Source organism: Hymenobacter norwichensis DSM 15439 (assembly GCF_000420705.1).
Classification (GTDB): Bacteria; Bacteroidota; Bacteroidia; order Cytophagales; family Hymenobacteraceae; genus Hymenobacter; species Hymenobacter norwichensis.
In genome coordinates this window covers 266,191-288,683 of the sequence record NZ_ATVL01000011.1, presented here as the reverse complement: position 1 = coordinate 288,683, position 22,493 = coordinate 266,191, and the positions used below count along the sequence as shown (strand labels likewise).

The window sequence follows — 22,493 nt, the reverse complement described above, 5'->3', positions numbered from 1 at the left end:
GTTTGGGTAGCACCTTTCAGCTGTACCAAAAGGAAACGGGCTACCAGGCAGTGAGTCGGCAGGCATCCTACACTTAGTACGTATATGTCTTTCAAACAAGCAGTTAAGGGTGGGCTGCTGTTCCAGTAAAGTCAAGATACCGGCTTTTCTTTAAGAAGCACTACGTACCGCAACTCATTGTGTGTTACGCAACTCCAAGCGCGTGCGTCCTTTCAACCGATAACTACAATTTTCGAGACTCTTTAGCTGACAAGTAGCCGGCCTGCTTTGCAAGTGAAGCCCCTAGTAAACACCCCTTCGTCATATAAACTCCGACAACAGCTAAGCTCGCAACAAGCGTGCTGATGTATAACTATTGTCAGAAGCCTATACGCCGATACCACTCATACAGAGTCGACGCCACCAGAACAATCCAGCGCAATAGAAACACTGAAATAAAAAGCCCGACCTCAGGGGAGGTCGGGCTTTTTGCTGGTGGCGTGACGCGCTGCTTATTCCACGCTGAGTTGCTTGGTGGCCACCTGCTCGTTGGTTTGCACGCGCAAGGTGTAGATGCCCTTGGCCAACTGGCTTACCTCCAGTTGCGTGTCGGTCCCGCCGGCGCTCAGCGAGATGGTGCGGCGCAGCACCTGCTGGCCCAGCGTGTTGATCAGCGACACCTGCGCCGTGCGCTGACCAGCAATGGCGGGCAAGCGCAACGTGAACTGGCCGTGGGCCGGGTTGGGGAACACGCTCAGCGCTTGCTCCAACTGCGCATCACGCTTGGAGAGCACGCGGGTGGCAAACGTCACGTCGATAGCCAGGCGCGTGGTAGCTGCAACCCCGCCTATAGCTAGGGTGCTCACGTCGTCCCACGTGGCAGAACCCGGAAGCTGGGCGTAGTGCGTGCCCGTACGCAGCGGTGATTCCACTTGGTAGGCTATCTGTACGCTGCCAGCAACCTCTCTTACTCCTACATAGAAAGGACCATTTACCGACACGGTTCCTGTTACGGGTACAGTTACCAAGGCCGCAGCGGCCGTACGAGTCTGGGTAGGCGACGTAAACAGCACTGCGCCGGGCAGGCCGCCGGTGCCAGTTGCATCCAGTATTACCACCTGATAGGTGGACGTACTGCTGGCAACCGCAGCCAGATTTATGCTCACAGAGCCAATTGTGGCCGCACTATTACTAGTGAAACGAGAAACCAGAGCACCGGTATTAACTCCGATACCCGCTGTATTCAGTGGCTGGCTAGCATCTATATACGAAAGCGTATTGGCCGTTACAGCTTGCGTGTACGTCAAGGTGTTGTTGGAGGCCACACCATCCGTAGGTATAGTTACCGTTAGCGTGTTGCTTCCGGTAGCCGCGGGCGTATAGGTGGCGAAGGTAACCGTAGCGGATGCTCCGGCAGCCAGTGAAGTTATCAGCTTGACGTCGGTAAACGTGGTAGCCCCCGTCACGCTAAGCGTAACCGGAACATTGGCCAGAGGAAGGGCTCCAGCATTGCGAACAACAGCTTGTACACTTTGCGGAGCCGATACCGGAACTTTGCCCGCTGAGTAGATAACCTGCACAGCAGCATCGGGAACAGGAACGGAGGCACAGATACCAAACTGACCGGTAGGGGTAGTCCCGAAGCTCCATACTCGCGCATAAATGGTAGCGCCGGGGGTAAGTCCAGTAGCCGTAGCACTTGAGAAGAAGCTAGTAGCCGTAGCATCGTCGCTGCAGGCAACCTCCGTTAGAGAGCCGCAGGTACCAGTATATAATACCAAGCCAGTATCGTTTACTGATGAGCCTGTTACGGCGCTAGTAGTAACAGTTACGTTGCCAGAGGCGGGTACAACGATACTGTACCACACGTCGTTGCTGACGGGCGTGGCAGCAACAAAGCAGCCCGTACCGGTGGTCGAGCTTGGGGCCGGAACGCCAGTGGAAGCCGTAGCCCCCGTATTGGTAGTAGTAATCGGAGTGCAGGTGGTTGCCACTGTCAAAGTGGTAGCAGTGGCACATTCATCATTGGCCGGCGCAACTGCGGGCGTGCTGAACGAGGTGGTTACGGCCTGTGAAGTAGTAGTGCCTGAGCAGTTACCGGCAACCGACACGCTGTAGGTTGTGCCCGGTGTCAGTCCCGTCAGCGTTACTGGCGAAGTGGTAGGAGCGGGCGTTACGGTAGTAGACGTGCCAGCTGCTGTTGTGTAAATAACGGTATACCCCGTGTTGCCGGTGCCGCCCGTGAAGGTAAGCTGGGCCGTAGAATTAGTAATAGTACCAACGGTCAGCGCCGTTACGGGTGGGCACGTGGGGGCCGTAAGACCTGTCAGTTGAATGTTGGGCCGGTAAACGCTTAACGTACCGGTAGTTGTTGGAGCAGTATTATCTGTCTGCCAGAATTGGGTCCGGCTGTTGCCCGTAGAAGTGTAGCGGAATGCTTTGCCAGTGTTGGTTTCGTTACCACCTCCAGTGGAGTTGGTTTCTACAATTACTTCCAGGTTGGAAGTGCCATTGTAAGCAAAGGGGGCAGTCAAAGGAACGCTCACCCAGGTATTCGCCGTGAAAGAGGCAGCTGGAATGGTGCTGTCATATACCAGAGTGGCACCGGTTTCTTCCGCAGCAACGGTTGTGGCGGCGGCAAAGCTGGCGTTGGTTACCGTTTTCAGGTAAATCTTGGTAGGGGCGGCCCCTGGTGTGCTCACCGAGTTGAGGTAGAAGCCTACGCTGGTGATGCTGCCACTGGTTCCGATTTCGGCGGCGGTGTAAATCATGGCGCTACGCTCGTACCCGTAAAAGGTACCGAGTGGCTTACGAGCGGTGGTGCTGCCTGTACCGGTAGGGTTGCCGACTGGCACTTGAACTTGTGCCCATGCAGCAGGAGCCAGCAATAGGCCCGCGGCCAAGGCGGTCAGCCCCGACCGAAGTCGTTTGGATAGCCGAGAAGTAGGTGAGTAAAGCATTGTGATCATACAATAAAGTAGAAAGGTGGAAGAAGGAAAATCTGCTTGAAGCCCACAGGCGTTTTGGGTAGTACAGTTGACAGCTTGCCAGGGTGCTGGGTGTAACTCGCTGTTAACAGTTCAATGTATTCACATTATCATCATATTTCAGTGAATACCTGCTGAGGTTTAAGTAGCTTGGCTGCGTCAATATACCTGATTTCTGTTTCCAAGTAGCACTTAATTGAGGATAATCCAGCGGCCATATTTCTGATGCGCCGACCACTACCGTTTCAGTGCTATTTCCACCGTATTTTCTGTCCTGCTTTACCAGCCCGCAGCCGCTCGGGCACCTTACGTACAATGATGTCGCGCAATGAGGCCAGCAGCGGCAGCCGCACAAACCCCTGGTGCACCACCAGGCTAATTTCGCGCACCGGTTCGGGCGCGGCAAAGCGCTTCACCATGGGGTTGCCTAGCTCCTGTAGCACCGACAGTTCGGGCACCAGCGTGTAGCCGTGGTTGTGGCGCACCAGTTCTTTCAGGGTTTCAATGGAGCCGCTTTCGTAGGTGAAGGGCCGGGTAGTATCCACGGGGGCGGGGGCGCAGATGTTGAGCACTTGGTGGCGGAAGCAGTGCCCTTGCTGCAACAGCCACAACCCCGGCGCGCCCATGTCCTGCGGGGCAATAGTGGCCTGCTGGTACAGCGCATGGTTGGCCGATACGTAACCCAAGAAAGGTTCTTCCAGCACCGGAATTTCGCGCAACTGCCGGTCGTCGAGCGGCGTAACCAGCAGGCCGATATCCAGCGTGTGGTCTTTGAGGCGCGGCAGTATCTGGGCCGACTGCAACTCCTCTACCTGCACCCGGAGTTGCGGGTACTGCTCTACCAGCTCCACCAAAAACAGCGGCACCAAGTAGGGCGCCAGCGTTGGGATGATGCCCAGCCGCAACTCGCCTACCAACTCGCCTTTCTCCAACTGCACCACTTCACGCAGCTGCTGCATTTCGCGGAGCACCTGCCGGGCTTGTTGCACCACCTTGGCGCCAACCAATGTAGGCTGCACGCCTTTGTTGGTGCGGTCGAAAAGCAGCACGCCCAGTTCTTCCTCCAGCTTTTGCAGCTGCATGCTTAAGGTAGGCTGCGTAACATGGCATTTCTCGGCGGCTAGCACAAATTGGCGGTGCGTATCGAGGGCTACCAGGTATTCAAGCTGTTGAATGGTCATGCCACAAATATAGACACAGGCTATACTACTATAAGAACAATCGATTTTGTTGATAGACTAGCGTGCTCAACCTTTGTAGCCGCTCAGCATGCCGCTATCATAGGTTTCATTGCTGTCTATATTTATCATTCCCTCTCCACCTCATGGAAGAATCAACTCAACCCAAGAAGCTGACTACCGCTTCGGGCCGTCCGATTTTCGACAACCAAAACACGCAGTCAGCTGGTGCCCGCGGTCCGCTGTTGCTGCAAGACTATTTCTTTCACGAGAAGTCGGCCCATTTCAACCGGGAGCGGATTCCGGAGCGCGTGGTGCACGCCAAAGGCAGCGGCGCGTACGGTAAGTTCACCGTCACCCACGACATCACGCACCTAACCCGCGCCAAGCTGTTCAGCAAAGTGGGCAACGAGTGCAAACTGTTCACTCGCTTCAGCACTGTGGGCGGCGAGAAAGGCTCAGCTGATACCGAGCGGGACCCCCGCGGCTTCGCGCTGAAATTCTATACCGAAGACGGCAACTGGGATTTGGTGGGCAACAACACGCCGGTGTTCTTCGTGAAGGACCCCATCAAGTTCATGGACTTTATCCACACCCAGAAGCGGGAAGCTCGCAGCAACCGCAAGAGCCCTACTATGATGTGGGACTACTGGAGCCTGAACCCCGAGAGCCTGCACCAAGTAACCATCCTGATGTCAGACCGCGGCACGCCCTACGGCTACCGCCACATGCACGGCTACGGTTCGCACACTTTCTCCCTGATCAACGCCGCCAACGAGCGGACCTGGGTGAAATTCCACTTCCGCACCCAGCAGGGCGTGAAGAACTTCTCTGATGAGGAAGCTCGCCTGATGAAGGCCGAGGATGCGGATTTCGCGCAGCACGACCTGATAGACGCCATCGACAACGGCAACTTCCCGAAGTGGACCATGTTCATTCAGACCATGACCGAGGAGCAGGCCCGCGACTTCCGCTGGAACCCCTTCGACCTGACCAAGGTGTGGCCCCAAGGCGAGTTCCCGCTGCAAGAAGTAGGCGTAATGGAGCTGAACGCCATTCCTGAAAACTACCACGCCCACGTAGAGCAGGCCGCTTTTGCGCCGGCCCATGTGGTGGACGGCATTGGCTACTCGCCCGACAAAATGCTGCAAGGCCGTATCCTGAGCTACCCTGATGCGCAGCGTTACCGCCTCGGCGTGAACTACGAGCACCTGCCCGTAAACGCCTGCCCCTTCGGCTTCAGCAACTACCAGCGCGACGGCCTGATGGCCTTGGGTGCCAACGGTGGCCCCGGCCCCAACTACTTCCCCAACTCGTTTGATGGCCCCACGGAAGACAAAACCCAGGGGGAACCCGCCCAGGAACTGGATGGTTTTGCCGCCCGCTACGACCGGAACGAAGGCCCCGGCAACGACGACCACTACACCCAGGCCGGCAACCTGTTCCGCCTCCTCGACAAGCAGGCTCAGCAAAACCTGATTACCAACGTAGTAGGCGCCATGAGCGGCATCGAAGGCCCCAAAAAAGACCTCATTACCCAGCGTCAGCTGTGCCACTGGTTCCGTGCTGATGTGCGCTTGGGCATGGCCATTGCCAAAGGCCTCGGTGTAGATGCCGAAATGCCAATGGAGCATAACGCTGCTGCCGTAACTACTTAAGTTCAGCAGATTACCAAGTAAAAAAAGGCCGCCCTGGAAACCCAGGGCGGCCTTTTTCAGTTTTTGCACTACCTAGTCTTCGGGTAGCTACACTTTCACTTTCAGCAAAGCGGGCTGGCTAGTAATAGCAAACATCTCGGCGTAGGGCACCATCGTAATCTGGCCGAACTCCCGAATCATCATCTTGTAGCTCTCCCCTACCGGCCGGATTTTGCGGTCTAGGTCATAAAGGCCGCAGGCGTTGACGGTGAGGCGCTTTTCGGCCAGCGAAATATCCCAGTCGAGCTGGTCGAGTAAGGAGTACCAGGTGAAGCCGATAACCGGGATGCCGTCTTCCCGGATGCGGGTTACGTTCACCCATTGCTTCCAAAGCCAGTTGGGGGCCTCTTTCGCATCGAAAGTGTTGGTTTCGGTGTGCATCACGGGCTTGCGGTACCGCTCGTAGTACTGGCGCGTCATGGTGTACCAGCCCAGCACGTCCTCGGCCTGGCACATCTCGCCATCTGGCTTGATTATCTTCTCGTTGCGGCCGTAGTAGTCGTTGCCCATAACTTGGTAGCCGGGCGGCTCGCCAGCCATAAACCAGTCGAGTTCCTGCCGAGTTAGGCCATTGTCGAGGCAGTAGAGCAGCACTTCCGAGTCGAGCGGATGGGCGTACAGCAAATCCAGAGACAGAAAACGCAGCTTGTTGGTGAGGCAAATTTCCGGACTGGGCACGGCGCGCATCTCATGGATATACTCCGCCGATTCGCTTTGCACAATTACACAGTCGGGACGGTAGCGGGCAATCTGCTGGGTGCCCATGATGCTGGCCGCCGCGCAGTGCTTCATAGCCGTAATAAACGCCCGGTCATCTTTGAGCTGTTCGTTCCAAATACCATCTTTAGCCGAAGCCCGCGCCGTCACATATATCTCATTGACAGGTGTATAGAAGCGCACCCAGGGGTAGCGTTTGGCTACGGCGCCGCAGTACTCGGCAAAATGCACCGGCAGTTCGGAGTTCTGAAAGTTGCCTATCCAGTCGGGCACCCCGAAGTGCATCAAATCCAGAATCGGAATGATGCCGAGGCGCTGCATTTCGGACATAGCCTTGTCAGCAAACTCCCAGTCGTACTTGCCGGGTGCTTTCTGAATAAGGTAGTACGGCAGGTTGTAGCGCAGCACTTTCAGACCCAGTTCCTTCACCAACCCCAAGTCTTCCTTGTAGCGGTTGTAGTGGTCGGTTTCCGCTAGTAAGTCGCGCCGGATGGTACCGTTGGCAATAGTAGGGTACGAGCATTCGATGCCGGTGGCAAACATGAAGTTGCCGGCCGCCCCAGTTGGCAAGCCACTCCCATCGTGGCCGGCTGCCCCGCCGAACTGGTCGCCTTCATAGCCGCCGTCGCCGAATTTATCTTTAATATGGGTGAGAAAGGATTTCATTTTCTGAAGCTAAAATGACGTACCAGAAGGGCACCTCATAGTAAAGAAGAACGTCATGCAGAGCAGAGCGAAGCATCTCGCGTGCTGACGCAGGGTTACTACTCTATCGTCAGCACGCGAGATGCTTCGCGGCGCTCTGCATGACGTTCTGTTTCAGCCTACGCTTTCAATCCAGCCAGAAACTTGTCGGCGGTGCGCAAACTAAGGGCCATGATGGTGAGGGCCGGGTTGACGCTGAGGGCGCTCGGGAACACCGAGTTGTCGCAGATGTAGAGATTGGGCACGTCGAAGGCGCGGCCGTCGGGGTTTACCACTGCGTCGTCGCCGCTCTTGCCCATGCGGGCCGTACCAATGACGTGGGCATACCGCTCGAAGGCCCAGATGTCGGTGGCGCCAGCAGCTTCCCAAATCTGGCGCATCAGCTTCTCGGCGTGGCGGTTCATGCGCTGCTCGTTTTCCTGGGCCGTGAAGTGCAGGCGAGGCTTGGGCAAACCGCGGGCGTCCTTCTCGTCGGAAAGCTCCAGGAAGTTCGCCTCGTGCGGCAGACAGTCGCCGAGGATGTTGATGCCGGCAATGTGGTTGTAGTTCACCATGTAGTCACGCAGAGCCTGGCCCCACAACTTGCGGCCGCGCGCCATTTGGGAAGCAAACGTAACGGGCATCACTCCAATGCTTTGCAGCAAGTAGCCACCCGCAAAATCAGCGTCTTTGGGCCGGTGGGTATCCTCGGAAATCAAGCCACCCGGAATGCCTTTGTACGGCCGGATATCCTCAGGGAAGGTCCCCCACACCTGCACGCCGGGGTGGGCCATGAAGTGCTTGCCGACCTGTCCGCTGGTTAGTGCCAACTCATTGAGCATCAACAAGCGCGGCGTTTCCACAGCACCAGCACACAGGAACAGGTTCTTGCACCGCTGCCGCACGGTCTGGCCGTACTGCTCGTACACTACGGCTACTATGCTGCCCTGAGCGTCCCGCTCAATCTCCGTTACGAAGGCATCAGCCCGAATTTCGGCGCCGTGCGCTTCGGCCAAAGGCAGAAACGTGACATCCATACTGGCTTTGGCGCCTATGTTGCAACCGGCCTGGCAGAAGCCGCGGTTGGTGCAAGCCTCGCGCCAGCCAATACCTTCCTGGTAGTACCGCGCCGACAACGCCGCATTAGCCGCCGGGGAGGTCTGGATACCCAATTGGGCACAGGCCTTTTGCATCAGCAGCGCCGCGCCGTTCAGTGGTAGCGGGGCCAGCGGGTAGCCCTTGCGGCGGCTGGGGTCCCAGGGGTACGGCGTGGGTCCCGAGATACCCATAAAGTGCTCCAGCTCTTCGTAATACGGCTCCAGCTCCTCAATGCCGAATGGCCAGTCTACACCCTGCCCGAACTCGGTGTGCAGGATTAGGTCGCCACGGTGGGCGCGGGGAGTGTAGGCAGTGTAGTGCAGCGTGGAGCCGCCCACGCCGGTACCGGAGTTGTTGCGGCCAAACGCCACCGGGTTCTTGCCCGCCGACAGCCGCTCGTCGTTCCAGAACAGGAACGCCTGAGCTTTTTCGTCGGTGGCGTAGTCCGTGCGAGCATCGTGGCGGGGGCCGGCTTCCAGGGCCACCACGCGTAGGCCGGCCATAGCCAGCCGGGCCAATAGTGGCGCGCCGCCGGCACCCGTGCCAATCACCACACAGTCAACAATATCCGTGGGATTGGGCAGCGGATTGGGCTGTTCTTCGCCGGTGGGCGCGGTGGCAGGGGTGCCGTTTTCTTCTAGTATAGCTTGTAGCAGCGGGTCCTGGATTTCCGGTTTCACGGGGTTCAGAACGCCTTCTTCGAGAACTTCTTCGTCGGGCATGTACGGTGAAATAGTGAGATGGTGAAATGGTGAGTTTGCTGTATTGGTGAGTGAATGAACTAGATGTCAGCGCAGTAGCACAGACTCATGCCGCTGAAACGGCAAACTCACTAGCTCACCAGTTCACTATTTCACCTCTTCTGGTTCGCGGAGCTCTAGCTGGCCGGGCTGGATGTGCTGCCAGCCCGGCACGTCGGCCATGCCCACGTACCCGATTTCCTCTTGGGCCAGCGGGTGGGCGTAGTAGTTCTCGGTTAGTTCGGCCAGCATTTCCTCGAAAAACCGGGCAATGGGCAATTGCTGCCAGTTCTCGCCGGGTGCAGTGCCAGCGGCTACGGCTTCGAGCACGGCATCCTGCTGAGCTTCGGGCAAGCTGAGGAACGGCTGTTGAAATAAGGCTTCGGCGGCTTGGGTGATACCGCCCAGGCCCAACCGGTAGGCTTCCCGGTCGGGGGGCATGGCGTCGTAGCGCCAGCCGTCGGCCTTGCCTTCAAGAAGGCGCTGGTCTACTCCGGCTACGATGTCGATGGGTTCGGCGCGGTCGGGCTGCGGGATGAGGCGGGCGGCCACGGCTTGCAGCAGGGCGTAGGTTTGCGGCTCGAAAAACTGGGGCTCGTGCACCGACGTGTTGAGGCGGCCTTGCAACGCGGCGCGGGTGGCAGGCGTTACCATATCCGTAACCAACAGGGCCCGGACGGTTCCTTCAGGATAGTTGCTCAAGCTTCTGATTGCTAGTAGATGAGAGGTAGAGGCTGCGGACGTTTGCAACGCCTTACCTCGACAGTGTTCATCATTACTATTTGGCAGGGCATTTAGTTATGAAGCTGAGCAGTATTTTTTTGAAATTCATGTACGTACTGATACAACGATGCCCCCACTCGGCGACCTTACAGGGTTGCCAAGTAGAGGAGCCGCGATTAGTTGTGCCTTCCTAGAAGAGATTGGCAACGCAGATAGGCCGTCATGCAGAGGCGGAGCCGAAGCATGACGGGCTTTTAATCGTAGGCTTATTATAATATACATGGTTACTGTCCACACACACTAAAGCCAATTGCTACGGCTGCCTTTTACTGCTGCAAGTAGGGCCGCAGGAGCTGGAACGCCTGGTTGGCGCGCTGTTCGTCGCCGATTTGCTGGGCGGCCAGGTAGAGTTGCTGGGTGGTGGCAAGCTGCTGGCTCAGCTCCCGGTCGAAGAGGGCGTGGGCGGGGTTGCTATAGTAGGCAAGGGCACGCTGGGCGCGGCTGAATAGCAAGTCGAATAGCTGGTTGGCGCGGGCTTGCTCCCCTCCCGCTGCCAGGGCCGGCAACAGTTGCGCAGTGTTATAATCGTAGGGAATGGCATTGTCGGGCATGACGGTCAGGCACTTGTCGGCCAGCTTCTTGGCAGTGGCGGTGTCGCCGGCGGCTAGGTAGACGTTGGCTAAGCGGGCGAACTTTGCGCGGTAGTTCACTGGGAACATCTGGCTGTTTTCATCGTGAAAAACGGCTGGGTTGTCGAGGCCCCGGTAGGCGAACTGCTGCATTAGGCGTTGGTAGAGCAGGTCCTTTTCCACGTAGCCGGCTTCTTCGCGCGGGTCGTCGTTGGGGTTTTTCAGCGGCAGCACCCGCCAGGCCAGGCCTTCCAGCTGGAAGTAGGCATCAAGCCCCAGGTGGTCTTCAGTGCGGGCTACGCTGGTGGCGAAGTACACGGGGCGCTTCCACTGGTTGGTGGCCAGAATATCGAGCACGAACAGGTTGCGCTTCTCCATGGCGCCCTTGCCGATGTTGAACTCCATCTGGGATACTAGCTGCCCGCGGCGGCTGAGCGGAATGATGCCGAGCTGCTTGACGGCCGCCGTATCGACGGGCAGGTAAAACTTGGGCGACGGAAACGAGAGCAGCGTGGGGCCACCGTCGCCGTAGCTGACCTTGAGCAAGTCGCTGTTGGTCTTCACTAACCCAATGAAATCGTGGAGGTTGACGCTGCTCACGTTGGGATTTTCGGCGTAGGGCAGATAGTCGTTGGTGCCTTGCCGGTACCGGTCGGCGGGCAGCGAAATGGGCAGCGGCTGCGACTTATACGAGCGGTTCATCATCTGCTGGATGTACCAATCGGTGTTCAGGTAGCTGAGCACGGCCACCCGTACATCGGTGCGGATGCCTTCCACTTCCTGGGCATACCAAAGCGGGAAGGTGTCGTTGTCGCCGTTGGTGAACAGGATGGCGTTGGGGGCGCAGGAATTCAGCAGGTTCTTGGCCGCATCAACGGACGAAAATCGGTCGGACCGGTCGTGGTCATCCCAGCCTTCGGCCAGCATGATGCCCGGTACTACCAACCCCAGCAGCAAGGCTACGACGGCACGGGCGGTATCGGCTTTCAGCAGCCGCTTTAGGACCTCGGCCAGCGCCAGCACGCCCAGCCCTATCCAGATGGCAAAGGCGTAGGTGGCGCCCGTGAAGGTGTAGTCCCGCTCCCGCGGCTCCTGCGGCGGCTGGTTGAGGTACACGATGATGGCCAGGCCGGTGAACAGGAACAACAGCCCAACTACTAGCGCGTTGCGGGAGTCACGGCGCACTTGGTAGACTAGACCCAGCACCCCAAGCAGCAGCGGTAAAGCCAGAAAATTGTTGCGGGCTTTGCTGTCGGCTACTCGTTCGGGCAGGGCTTCGTGTCTGGTGGTGGGCCACAGCACGCCGGCGTGTTGCACGTCACTTTCGCGGCCCACGTAGTTCCACAGGAAGTAACGCCAGAACATATGGCCCATCTGGTAGCGGAACAGGAACGCGAGGTTTTCACCCATCGTCGGCTTCACGCCTTCCTGAATATTAACCCATTGGCGGTAAGCGGCGGCGCGCTGGGCGGCGCTGGAAGTGCCATCGGAATATAGGCGGGGCAGCAGCATCTTGTCTTCGTCGCGGTAAATCAGCTCCTGGCGCTGCTCGGCCACCACGTACTGCTGGCCCTCACGCACGTAGCGCGGACCGGCATCTTCCTGGGCAATGGGTTGGGCGAATACGTGCGGGCCGTAGAGTAAGGGCCGGGAGCCGTACTGCTCGCGCTTGAGGTAGCTCACGAAACTGAGCACGTCGCGCGGCCCGTTCTGGTTGATGGTGGGCTGGTAGGAACTGCGAATCGGTACAATCAGGTAGCAGGAGTAGCCAATCAAAATGAACGTGAAGCTCAACAAAGCGGTGTTCAGCAGCCGTGACTTGCGCCGGTACGACTGCCGGAACCCCAGCACCAGCAACCCCACAAGCAGCAGCACGAACCCCACCACGCCCGAGTTGAACGGCAGCCCAATTGAGTTGACGAAAAACACCTCGAAGCTCCCCGCCAACGATGGCAGCCCCGGAATAACGCCCACCAACACCACTCCCACGATTACGCTGCTAATCAACAAGGTAAGCACGCTGCCCCACAGCGTGGGCGTGGCCTGCCGCCGGTGGTAGTACAGCAAGCCCAGCGCCGGAATAGCCACCAGATTCAGCAGGTGTACTCCAATACTCAAGCCAATAACGTAGGCAATGAGCACCAGCCACTTGTCGGAATCGGGTTCGTCGGCGCGGTTTTCCCACTTCAGCATCAGCCACACCACCGCCGCCGTGCACAAAGCCGACATGGCGTACACCTCGGCTTCCTCAGCATTGAACCAGAACGAATCGGAGAAGGCGAAGGCCAGCGCCCCTACCACGCCTGCCGCCTGCATCAGCAGTGCCTGGCCGCGGGTAGGAACTGGCCGGGGGTGGCCGGTTGGGCTGGGTCCGCGCAGAATTATTTTGCTGGCCAGCAGCGTAATGCTCCAGAATAGAAACAGCACCGCAAACGCGCTGCTCAGCGCCGACAACGTATTGATGAGTACGGCCACTTTGCTGGTGTCGCCGAAGCTGAACAAAGAGAACAGCCGGCCGAGCAGCAGGAACAGCGGGGCGCCGGGCGGGTGCGGCACCAGCAGCTTGTAAGAACAGGCAATGAACTCGCCACAGTCCCAGAACGAGGCCGTGGGCTCCAGAGTACTCAGGTACACCCCGGTGGCCACCGCAAATACCAGCCAGCCCACCAGATTATTCAAACGCGCATAAGAACCCATACAGACAGCAGAAAACCACGCCCAGCGTGGGCAGCCGGATGGAAGGTTGCTGCGGTGGCAAAGGACCGCCAAGGGGGTGTAAACGACTGTTATTTTGTGTTAATGATTGTTAACGGCTTGGTCGGGCCGGAGCAGCCCCGTACTTTCGATTGGCTGCCTATCAGCAGCGCCCCCGCGTATGAAAAGTCGCCTGCGTATTATTTTCTGGCTGATGAGCTTATGTATGCTGGGCATCAACGGGTTCCAGGCCTATTGGCTTTATACTACCTACCAGCTGACGGCCACCCAGTTCACGCGCACGGCACACGAGGCGCTGCTGTCGGTGGTGCAGCAACAGCAAATGGCCGAGGTCCGGGCGCTGCTCCAGCCCACCACGCCCGGCCAGCCCTACGGCCAGGTGGCCTTGCCCATGCAGCCCCTCGACACGGCTGGCCGCGCCCAACTGAGGCAGCTGCTCCAAGCCGGCAGCCGGAAGCGGGCTACCACTCTGGCTACCTACCACCAGGATGACAGTGTGGCTCAGGCGTTTCTACAGTTCCTGCTTCGCAACGCCGACCACCAGCCCACGCTCAACCTCTCACGCCTGGCCACTGCCTACCAAGCCGAACTGCGGCAGCGCGGCGCCGAAGCCGCTTTCCTGTTTGATACCGTAGCTACGGCCGCGGCCCGACGCCAACAGCCCGCACCGGCCGGCTACGCCGTGCAGACGCCCGCCGTGGTATTGCCGACGTTGCCGAACGTAGCCATCCGGGCCAGTTTTGAGCCGCCGTGGCCTTACGCGCTGCACCGCATGGGTGGGCTGCTGGCAGGCTCCTTGGGGTTGCTATGCATCACCACGGCGTGCTTTGCTTTGATGCTGTCCACGATTTTGCGCCAGAAAAAGCTGTCGGAAATCCGGGAAGACTTCATCAACAACATGACCCACGAGCTGAAAACGCCCATTGCCACGGTGTCGGCGGCGGTGGAAGCGTTGCAGCACTTCGGGGCATTGCAGAATCCACAAAAAACCCAGACCTACCTCGCCATTTCGCAGCAGGAATTACAACGCCTGTCGGGCCTGGTTGACCACGTACTACATATGGCGGTAGCCGAGCGCCAGCCGCTCCGTCTGGAACCCGAAACGGTGCGCCCCGCCGAGCTGGTAGCCGAACTGGTGCAGCAACACCAACTCACCACTACCAAAGCCGTGCGTTTTGCCGTGGACGTGGATTCGGCGGCTATCCTCTGCGACCGGCTGCACCTGCGCAACGTCATCAGCAACCTCATCGACAACGCCATTAAGTACTCTCGCGAGCAGGTCACGATTACCATCCAGGGCCAGCCCGAAACCACCGGCTGGCGCCTCACCGTGGCCGACGATGGCATTGGGATTCCAGCCAGCTACCAGCCCGCCGTATTCGACCGATTCTTTCGGGTGCCCACTGGTAACCTGCACTCCGTCAAAGGGTTCGGACTGGGGTTGTACTACGTGCGGCAGGTGATTGAGCGGCATGGTGGCCGGTTACAGCTACGCAGTGAGCTGGGCAGCGGCAGCTCGTTTTCGTTCTGGCTGCCCGCATTGTAAGAGTCTGAATATGGCAACGGTTCTGCTGGTGGAAGATGAAGCCGCCCTCGCCCTCATCATCAAAGACAGCCTGGAAATGCGCGGCTTCACGGTGCAGCACGCCGCCGACGGGGCCCAAGGCTTGCGCTTGTTCCGGCAGCAAACGCCCGACATCGTAGTGGCTGATATTATGATGCCGCAACTCGATGGATTTGCACTAGGCAAGCAGCTCCGGCAGGAAAACGCCACTGTCCCGCTCATCTTCCTCACGGCCCTTTCGCAACCCGCCGACGTGGTGCGCGGCTTCGAGCTAGGCGGCAACGACTACCTTAAGAAGCCCTTCAGCATGGACGAGCTAATTGTTCGCATCCAAGCCCAGCTCAACCGCCCCGCCGCGCCCACCGCTACCTCGGCTTCCGAACCATTGCATATCGGGCGCTACGTTTTCGCCTACACCCAGCAGCGCCTGCGCCTCTCCGACACCGAAATCGAGCTAACCAACCGCGAAGCCGAACTCCTCAAGCGCCTCCACGACCACCGCAACCAAGTGCTGGAACGCTCCACCGTGCTACTCGACCTCTGGGGCCAAGACCATTTCTTCAACGGCCGCAGCCTCGATGTCTTCGTGACCCGCCTGCGCCGCTACCTACGCGACGACCCACAAGTGCAAATCCTGAACGTCCGCGGCATCGGCTACAAGCTGATTTGCTGAGGCTGAGTTAGGAGCCACCTACACAACTACGCCCTGCTATACCCGGTTCAAGAACCTGGGTGCCGCAGGGCGTAGTTGTGTACTAGCAAGGGCGTGAACCTTAATACTAAGAAGCCCGTCATGCAGAGGCGAAGCCGAAGCATCTCGCGTGCTGACGTAAGATTAGTAACCTGTCGTCAGCACGCGAGATGCTTCGGCTTCGCCTCTGCATGACGGGCTTTTAATATAGGAATCGGTGCTTTCGATTTTCCTCTCTAGCTACTAGCGTGCCGCGCTGGCTTCCATGATGCTGATGGCATAGCCACCACCTGGGGCGCAATATTGGCTTAGCTTGGACCTGCTGGTTACGTTCATCTTGCGGATGGCGTAGGCCTGCGGGTTCTTCTCGTAGTGCGCGTTTTTGCCGTCGGCGTAGATGGTGGCCACGTACTTTTTGCCGGGGTCGAGGAAGTTCAGGTTGATTTTCGAGGTGCGGCCGTTTTCGTCGCAGGTGCTGCCTACGAACCAGCTGGTTTTGCCCTTGGCTTTGCGGGCGTAGGTGATGTAGTCGCCGGGTTCGGCTTCCAGTACTTTGCTATCGTCCCAATCTACGGCCACGTCCTTGATGAACTGGAAAGCGTCGAGGTGCTTGTTGTAGGTTTCGGGCAGGTCGGCGGCCATTTGCAGGGGGCTGTACATGGTCACGTAGAGGGCCAGCTGTCGGGCCAACGTGCTGTGCACGAAGGAGGTATTCTGCGGGTTGTAGGCGCTGACTTTGGTTTGGAAGATACCCGGCGTGTAGTCCATCGGCCCGCCGATGAGGCGCGTGAAGGGCAAGATGGTGGTGTGGTCGGCGTTGTTGCCACCGAAAGCCTCGTACTCGGTGCCGCGGGCGGCTTCGTTGCCAATCAGGTTGGGGAAGGTGCGGGCTAGGCCAGTGGGGCGCACCGCTTCGTGGCCGTTCACCATGATTTTATGCTCGGCGGCCTTTTCCAGCACGTACTGGTAATGGTTGTTCACCCACTGGTCGTAGTGGTGGTGGCCCAGGGGCACAATGTCGCCCACGTAGCCGGTTTTCACGGCGTTGTAGCCGTACTTGTTCATGAACTGAAACGCCGAATCCAGGTGCCGCTCATAGTTGCGCACCGAGCCCGAGGTTTCGTGGTGCATGATGATCTTCACGTTTTTGCTGGCGGCGTAGCGCTGTAACTCCTGCACATCGAAATCGGGGTATGGCGTCACGAAGTCGAACACGTAGTCTTTGTGCTTGCCGAACCAATCTTCCCAACCCGTGTTCCAGCCTTCCACCAGCACGGCGGCGAAACCATGTTTGGCGGCGAAGTCGATGTACTCTTTCACGTGGGCGTTGTTGGCGCCATGGGTGCCGTTGGGCTTCACTTTGGAGTAGTCGATGGAGTCGAGCTTGATGTTCTCTTGGTTGGTGTACGACCAGCTGCTCTTGCCCGTAATCATCTCCCACCACACCCCTACATACTTCACCGGCTTAATCCAGGACACGTCCTTGAACTTGGTGGGCTCGTTGAGGTTCAGCACCAACTTCGACTCCAGAATATCACCCGCTTTATCACTCACAATCACAGTGCGCCAAGGCGAAACAGCCGGGGTCTGGATGAGGCCTTTGTCGCCTATCGCATCGGGCGTCAGGTGCGACTCCAGCACGAAGTTCTTGTCATCGAGCTCCAGGTGCATGGCCGAGTAGTCGATTAGGGCCGCCTCGTGGATGTTGATGTAGAGGCCGTCCTTGCTCTTGAGCATGAGCGGCGTTTGCACGCCCGTGGCCGAGAAAGGCGTTTGGGAGGCGTTGGGTGTGGTAGCCGCTTTCATCTTGCCCCGAATTTCCGACAGGTTCGAGGTAACGGTGCTGTACTCCTGGGTGTCGTAGTCACCGGGCAGCCAGAATGCTTTGTGGTCGCCGGCCAGCGCAAACTGCGTGCGTTCCTCCTTGATAGTGAAGTAGTCGAGCTTCGGCTGGCGTGGAAACTCGTAGCGCAGGCCCAGCCCATCGTCGAACACCCGGAAGCGCACCAATATGGTACGCTGGGTGGCGGCTTGAGTGAGGGTCACGGCCAGCTCGTTGTAGTGGTTGCGGATGGTTTTCACCTCGCCCCACACCGGCTGCCAAGTTTCGTTGAAGGTGGCTTGCTTGGTGCCGGCCACAGCAAACCCATTGGTGAGGGCCGGCGCGTTTTTCAGCTCCAACCCCAGCTTGCTCTGGCGGATAACGTCGCGACCCTTGTAGGTGAGGCGGTACGTGGGCACGCCGTCGTTTTGCAGCGCGAAGGTGAGCGTCAGGTTGGTGTTAGGTGACTTGATTTCCTGGGCGCTGGCCGTTTGCCAAAGCAAACTAACGCAGAGCAGGAGCAGCAACCGGGCGGCTTTGCAGCCAGTAGTTGACGCTTGAAAGAAGGAATGATGCATCATGTAAGAGGAGTGGGAATGGAAAGGGGAACGGGCAATTAGGCGGGAAAACAGAACCAGCAAGAAGCGCTTAAGGTCATTAAGCAATTGCGTCTCTAAGGTGTGTGGACACTAAGGTTGTCTTAATCAAAACAAGACTGTCATGCAGAGCGCAGCGAAGCATCTCGCCTGCTGACATTGGATTGATACTGCAACGTCGGCACGCGAGATGCTTCGCTGCGCTCTGCATGACGGCTGTTTGGTAGAAACGCCAGCAAGTGGCAACCAAAAGCCTCACAAAGTTGCAGCCGTTCTAGACCAAAGGGTTAGGACTCAACTTGCTAGTTTTAGCACTATATTGCTCTCCATTCCGCCAAAATTGTCGATTTGGCTGGATAAGTGACTAAAACCACGCATGAAGATAGTCCGTGAGCATATCCTGCCCGACGCCGAAAGCTCGTTTCGTCTGCTGTTAACTCCGTGCGTAACGGATGTGTTTTTCTGGCACTATCACCCCGAATATGAGTTAGCCTACATCGAGGGTGCCAACGGCACCCGCCACGTCGGCGACCATATTTCGCGCTACGAGGGCAGCGACTTGGTGTTCATTGGCCCCAACATCCCGCACCTGAATTTCGACTATGGCGTGGTAACGGAGCCCAAGAAAGTGGTGGTTCAGCTGAAAGACCATTTCCTGGGCGACGCCTTCCGGAAAACCCCCGAGTTTGCAGCCATTACGCAGCTCTTTGAACGGGCCCGCCTGGGTGTCTCCTTCCACGGCGAAACCAAGCGCCGCATTGGTCAACACCTCGGGCAACTAGCTGACATGGCACCGTTTGAACGGCTGCTGACGCTATTGCGCATATTCCAGGAGCTAGCCACTAGCGCCGACCACCAACTACTACACGGGGAGGCTGTTATCAGCGCGTACAACTTGCAGGAGCAGCAGCGGCTTCAGCGGGTGAGCGAAGTGGTGGCCGAGCACTACCCGCGCAAAATCGAGATTCGGGAGGTGGCGGCCCTCACCAACCTGACGGAAGCCGCTTTCTGCCGGTATTTCAAGCGCATTACCCGGCTGACTTTCACCCAGTTTCTTAATCAATACCGAGTGCATCAGGCCCAGAGGCTGTTGTTGCAGGATGCCACCGTGTCGGAAGCGTGCTTCGCTTGTGGCTTCGAGAACCTGTCGTATTTCACCAAAACGTTCCGGCGAATTACCGGCGAGAATCCACTGCAATTCAAGAAGCGTCACCGCGCCTGATTCGCTTCGGAAGACAGTAAAATAACCTCAAAAACGTCATTCCGAGCTTGGCGAGGAATCTAGCGTGCTGACGTTAGAATTGCTACTCCAGCATCAGCGCGCGAGGTTCCTCGCTAAGCTCGGAATGACGGCCTATGAAGGTAGTCCCTACATTACGTGTAGCATAACTATCTTTCTTAAACGCATAATATCAGCGCCTTACTGATCGGAACTCATTTTACCGCCGGTGACGTGGACCAGGCTACCAGTCATGAAAGAGCCGTCTTGAGAGGCGAGCAGCACGTAGGCGGGGGCTAGTTCTTCGGGTTGGCCGGGGCGGGCCAGCGCCACTTCGTAGCCGAATTTTTCGATTTCTTCGCGGGGCATGGTGCCGGGGATGTTGGGCGTCCAGACTGGGCCGGGCACCACGCAGTTCACCCGAATGCCTTTCTCGCCGAGGTAGGTGGCTAGGCTCTTGGTGAGGGCATGAATGGCCGACTTGGTGCAGGCGTAATCCACTAGAATCGGGATGCCGGTGAGGCCCACGATGCTGCCGGTGTTGATGATACAGTCGTTTTCCTGGAGGTGCGGAATGGCGGCCTGCGCCATCCAGATGTAGCCCAGGATGTTGGTATCGAAGGTGCGGCGGATCTGCTCTTCGGGGATGTCCTCGAACTTCTCCTGGCTCATCTGAAACGCGGCGTTGTTGACCAGAATGTTGAGGCCACCTAGCTCGGCGCGGGTGCGGCGCACGGCTTGCTTGCACTGCTCTGGGTCGCGCACGTCGCTTTGCAGCAGGATGCAGCGGCGGCCCTGGGCTTCTACGAGGCGCTTGGTTTCTTCGGCGTCCACCACGTTTTCGTTGAAGAGCACAGCCACGTGGGCACCTTCCATGGCAAAAGCCACGGCTACCGCCCGCCCGATGCCGGAATCAGCGCCGGTTACCAACGCAATTTTATCCTGAAGCTTGGCAGCGGCGCGGTAGGTGCTGAAGCTCATGCCGGGTTGCAGCTTCATATCAGCTTGCTTGGCCGGATAGGGCAGCTTCTGAGCGTGCTCTTTCATGTCTTTGGCCGTGGGGCGCTTCACGGGCTTGGGGGCCTCGGTGGCATTGGCGGCGCTTTTAGCAGCTGGGGTGGCGGTGGGTTTCTGGGTAGCGGGTTTGCTAGATTCGGAGGACTCGGGCTGGGGAGTAGCTTTCTTGGCGGCCATGACGACGGAAGTAGATACAGTGGAGATAGAGCGTACGCAAAAATGCCAGCCTGCGTCGTGCTTGGCCCGTATTCTTCGGTTTGCCGACATGTAATCTGCGGTACCAACGGCTACTGCCTGAACTGAGCAACGCCGGCTCCTAAGGTGACAACAAGAAGCGGCTCATAGCGAAAGTCCAGCGCAAACGATTTTGTATAACTTTATTTTTCAACTAGTTAACACTTACTCCACTTGGTTTCACTTAGTATTGCTATAGTAAATATCCTTCATTTCCACTTTTCCATTTTGCGTATGCGCCAACCTGTACTCCTACTTTTCTTATTCTTCGCGCTGCTAACCAGCACCCAGACTTGGGCCGCCCCCGGCGACACCACCCGCGTTACCATTTTCAGTAACCGGCACATTACGCACTACGGCGACTTTGATACCACCGCAGTACTGCCGGCCGCGGGTCGCTACAGCAAGATTCGTCTGCATTACGTGCTGGGGCGCTATGCTTGTGAGCCCGGCACGCAATATTGCGGGTCTTGGGACTACACCACCCAGGTGCTGGTGCTGCCACCCAGCCACGACACGCTGGAAATTGCCCGCGTTATCACGCCCTATGCTTCCGACTGGCTCCAGCAGAACCGCAAACACGACTATGCAATCGACGTAACCGATTATGCCTCTGTGCTTAAGGGCACCCGCACCATGCGCTACCGCTACGACGGCTACTCTTGGGGTTTTAGCTTGACGATGTATCTGGAGTACATTGAAGGCACCCCGCCGCGCGACGCCCTTGATGCCACCAACGTGTACAGCGGCTATTTCCCCTACGGCCGGGTTGCCGATCCTATTGAAAACCACTTGCTTGATAAGCCAGTGGCGGCAGCAACTGGCGCAGCCTCGGCGCAATTGAAAAGCATTGTTACGGGGCACGGTGCCGACCCCAGCAACTGTGCCGAGTTCTGCAACTTCTCGTTCGATCTGCTGCTCGACAACAACTTGGTGAGGCAGCACCCTCTCTGGCGCAACAACTGCGGCCTCAACCAAGTGTACCCGCAAACCGGTACCTGGATATACAACCGCGCCAACTGGTGCCCCGGCAACGCAGTAGATGCTATTTACGACGACCTAGGGGCCCTACCTACAGCTGGTAGCCCGGCCCGCCGCGTAAACATCAACATGCCCGCCTATCAGGCCTCCAACCAGACTTTGGCCAACGCAGGTTACTACTGGCATACGCAACTGGTGAGCTATAGCGCGCCCAACTTCGTGGTAGATGCGGCCTTAGAAGACATCATTGTGCCAACCAACAACGAAAACTACTTCCGCGAAAACCCTGCCTGCGACGCGGCGCGCGTGCTACTGCGCAACACCGGCAGTACGGCCCTCACAAGTGCGACCATCCGTTACCGCATCGACCAACGCACATGGCAGACCTATACCTGGACCGGCAACCTGGCGTTTTTAGCCCAAACCGAAGTGACGCTACCGGTGGCCGGCGGTATCATTTCGACGCAGGCCGTGGGCACATTTGAAGTGAACCTAGTGACGGCCAATGGCCAGCCCGACGCCAACACGCTGAATAATACGCAGCGCAGCAAGTTCTTGCCAAACCCCGTACTGCCCGCCAACGTTACGTTCTCCTTCACTACCAACAACAACGCCCAAACCACCTGGCAGCTGTTTGATGCCCAAAACCAAGTGGTATCGGCCCGCACTGGCGTTACGCGCCAAACCACCTACAACGACGTGCAGAACCTAGGGCCCGGCTGCTACCGCCTGGTTATCAACGATACCGGCTGCGACGGGCTGAGCTGGTGGGCCAACCCCAACGCGGGCAGCGGCTCGTTCCGGCTGCTAACGGCCGTGGGTGGCTCGCTCATCCGCACCTTCAACCCTGATTTTGGGTGCCAGTATGTGTACCGGTTCAACGTGTCCGCACTACTATCTACTCAGCCCGGCTTGCCGGAGTCTAGCCTGAAAGTGTTTCCCAACCCATCGGCGGACGGGCGTTTCACGCTGGATTGGCACCTGAGCCAGCGCCAGACGGTGGGTGTGCGCGTGCTTGATGTAACCGGCCGCGTGGCCCACACCGCTACGCTCACCAACGTGCAAGCTACCGCCGCGGTCCTCGACCTGCACCAATTGCCGGCTGGGTTCTACACCCTAGAATGCACGACCACTGAGGGCGTAGTGCACCGTAGCATCATTATCGAATAAGCCGCTACACCTCATGCCGTTACTGCCAGCCCGGCTGCCTTTCGGCGGTCGG

13 protein-coding genes are annotated in these 22,493 nt (G+C 58.2%); 5 read left to right on the top strand and 8 right to left on the bottom strand.

The window, feature by feature from the left end; genetic code table 11:
• Nucleotides 1–491: 491 nt before the first annotated feature.
• On the bottom strand, nucleotides 492–2,948 hold the full coding sequence (locus G536_RS0121880; RefSeq protein ID WP_084708775.1) for a T9SS type A sorting domain-containing protein: 2,457 nt from the start codon (nucleotides 2,946–2,948) through the stop codon (nucleotides 492–494).
• A 269-nt stretch (nucleotides 2,949–3,217) separates the two neighbouring features.
• Nucleotides 3,218–4,147, bottom strand: a complete 930-nt coding sequence (locus G536_RS0121875) for a LysR substrate-binding domain-containing protein (protein WP_022825745.1) — start codon at nucleotides 4,145–4,147, stop codon at nucleotides 3,218–3,220.
• Between the two features lie 143 nt (nucleotides 4,148–4,290).
• On the opposite strand from G536_RS0121875, the gene G536_RS0121870 reads away from it, so the two are divergent.
• Nucleotides 4,291–5,802, top strand: a complete 1,512-nt coding sequence (locus tag G536_RS0121870) for a catalase (protein ID WP_022825744.1) — start codon at nucleotides 4,291–4,293, stop codon at nucleotides 5,800–5,802.
• 87 nt (nucleotides 5,803–5,889) lie between these two features.
• Here the strand turns inward: G536_RS0121870 and G536_RS0121865 are convergent, their stop codons facing one another.
• The 4 genes from G536_RS0121865 to G536_RS0121850 all read right to left on the bottom strand — a co-directional run bounded on the left by G536_RS0121865 (nucleotide 5,890) and on the right by G536_RS0121850 (nucleotide 13,129).
• Nucleotides 5,890–7,224 (bottom strand): family 1 glycosylhydrolase, encoded by a 1,335-nt coding sequence (locus tag G536_RS0121865; RefSeq protein ID WP_022825743.1) that lies wholly within the window; start codon nucleotides 7,222–7,224, stop codon nucleotides 5,890–5,892.
• A gap of 158 nt (nucleotides 7,225–7,382) precedes the next feature.
• Nucleotides 7,383–9,062, bottom strand: coding sequence for a GMC family oxidoreductase (locus G536_RS0121860; protein WP_022825742.1), 1,680 nt, complete (start codon nucleotides 9,060–9,062; stop codon nucleotides 7,383–7,385).
• A 126-nt stretch (nucleotides 9,063–9,188) separates the two neighbouring features.
• Nucleotides 9,189–9,782 (bottom strand): gluconate 2-dehydrogenase subunit 3 family protein, encoded by a 594-nt coding sequence (locus G536_RS0121855; protein WP_022825741.1) that lies wholly within the window; start codon nucleotides 9,780–9,782, stop codon nucleotides 9,189–9,191.
• Between the two features lie 347 nt (nucleotides 9,783–10,129).
• Entirely contained in the window at nucleotides 10,130–13,129 is a 3,000-nt protein-coding gene (locus tag G536_RS0121850; RefSeq protein WP_022825740.1) for a glycosyltransferase family 117 protein, read from the bottom strand.
• A 178-nt stretch (nucleotides 13,130–13,307) separates the two neighbouring features.
• Here G536_RS0121850 and G536_RS0121845 point away from each other — a divergent pair, with 178 nt between their 5' ends.
• Together G536_RS0121845 and G536_RS0121840 are read left to right on the top strand one after the other, a co-directional pair.
• Nucleotides 13,308–14,693: a sensor histidine kinase gene (locus G536_RS0121845; RefSeq protein WP_022825739.1), complete on the top strand. Its 1,386-nt coding sequence runs from the start codon at nucleotides 13,308–13,310 to the stop codon at nucleotides 14,691–14,693.
• Between the two features lie 10 nt (nucleotides 14,694–14,703).
• On the top strand, nucleotides 14,704–15,384 hold the full coding sequence (locus G536_RS0121840; RefSeq protein WP_022825738.1) for a response regulator transcription factor: 681 nt from the start codon (nucleotides 14,704–14,706) through the stop codon (nucleotides 15,382–15,384).
• A 261-nt stretch (nucleotides 15,385–15,645) separates the two neighbouring features.
• On the opposite strand, the gene G536_RS0121835 is transcribed toward G536_RS0121840, so the two are convergent.
• The gene (locus tag G536_RS0121835) at nucleotides 15,646–17,805 is read right to left on the bottom strand and encodes a glycoside hydrolase family 97 protein (protein ID WP_022825737.1); all 2,160 of its coding nucleotides are present in this window, start codon (nucleotides 17,803–17,805) and stop codon (nucleotides 15,646–15,648) included.
• 391 nt (nucleotides 17,806–18,196) lie between these two features.
• Here G536_RS0121835 and G536_RS0121830 point away from each other — a divergent pair, with 391 nt between their 5' ends.
• Nucleotides 18,197–19,042, top strand: a complete 846-nt coding sequence (locus G536_RS0121830) for a helix-turn-helix domain-containing protein (RefSeq protein WP_022825736.1) — start codon at nucleotides 18,197–18,199, stop codon at nucleotides 19,040–19,042.
• A 198-nt stretch (nucleotides 19,043–19,240) separates the two neighbouring features.
• Here the strand turns inward: G536_RS0121830 and G536_RS0121825 are convergent, their stop codons facing one another.
• Entirely contained in the window at nucleotides 19,241–20,086 is an 846-nt protein-coding gene (locus G536_RS0121825) for an SDR family oxidoreductase (RefSeq protein WP_051167074.1), read from the bottom strand.
• A 438-nt stretch (nucleotides 20,087–20,524) separates the two neighbouring features.
• Between G536_RS0121825 and G536_RS0121820 the strand changes: the two genes are divergently transcribed.
• Nucleotides 20,525–22,441: a peptide-N-glycosidase F-related protein gene (locus G536_RS0121820; protein ID WP_022825734.1), complete on the top strand. Its 1,917-nt coding sequence runs from the start codon at nucleotides 20,525–20,527 to the stop codon at nucleotides 22,439–22,441.
• Nucleotides 22,442–22,493 lie beyond the last annotated feature (52 nt).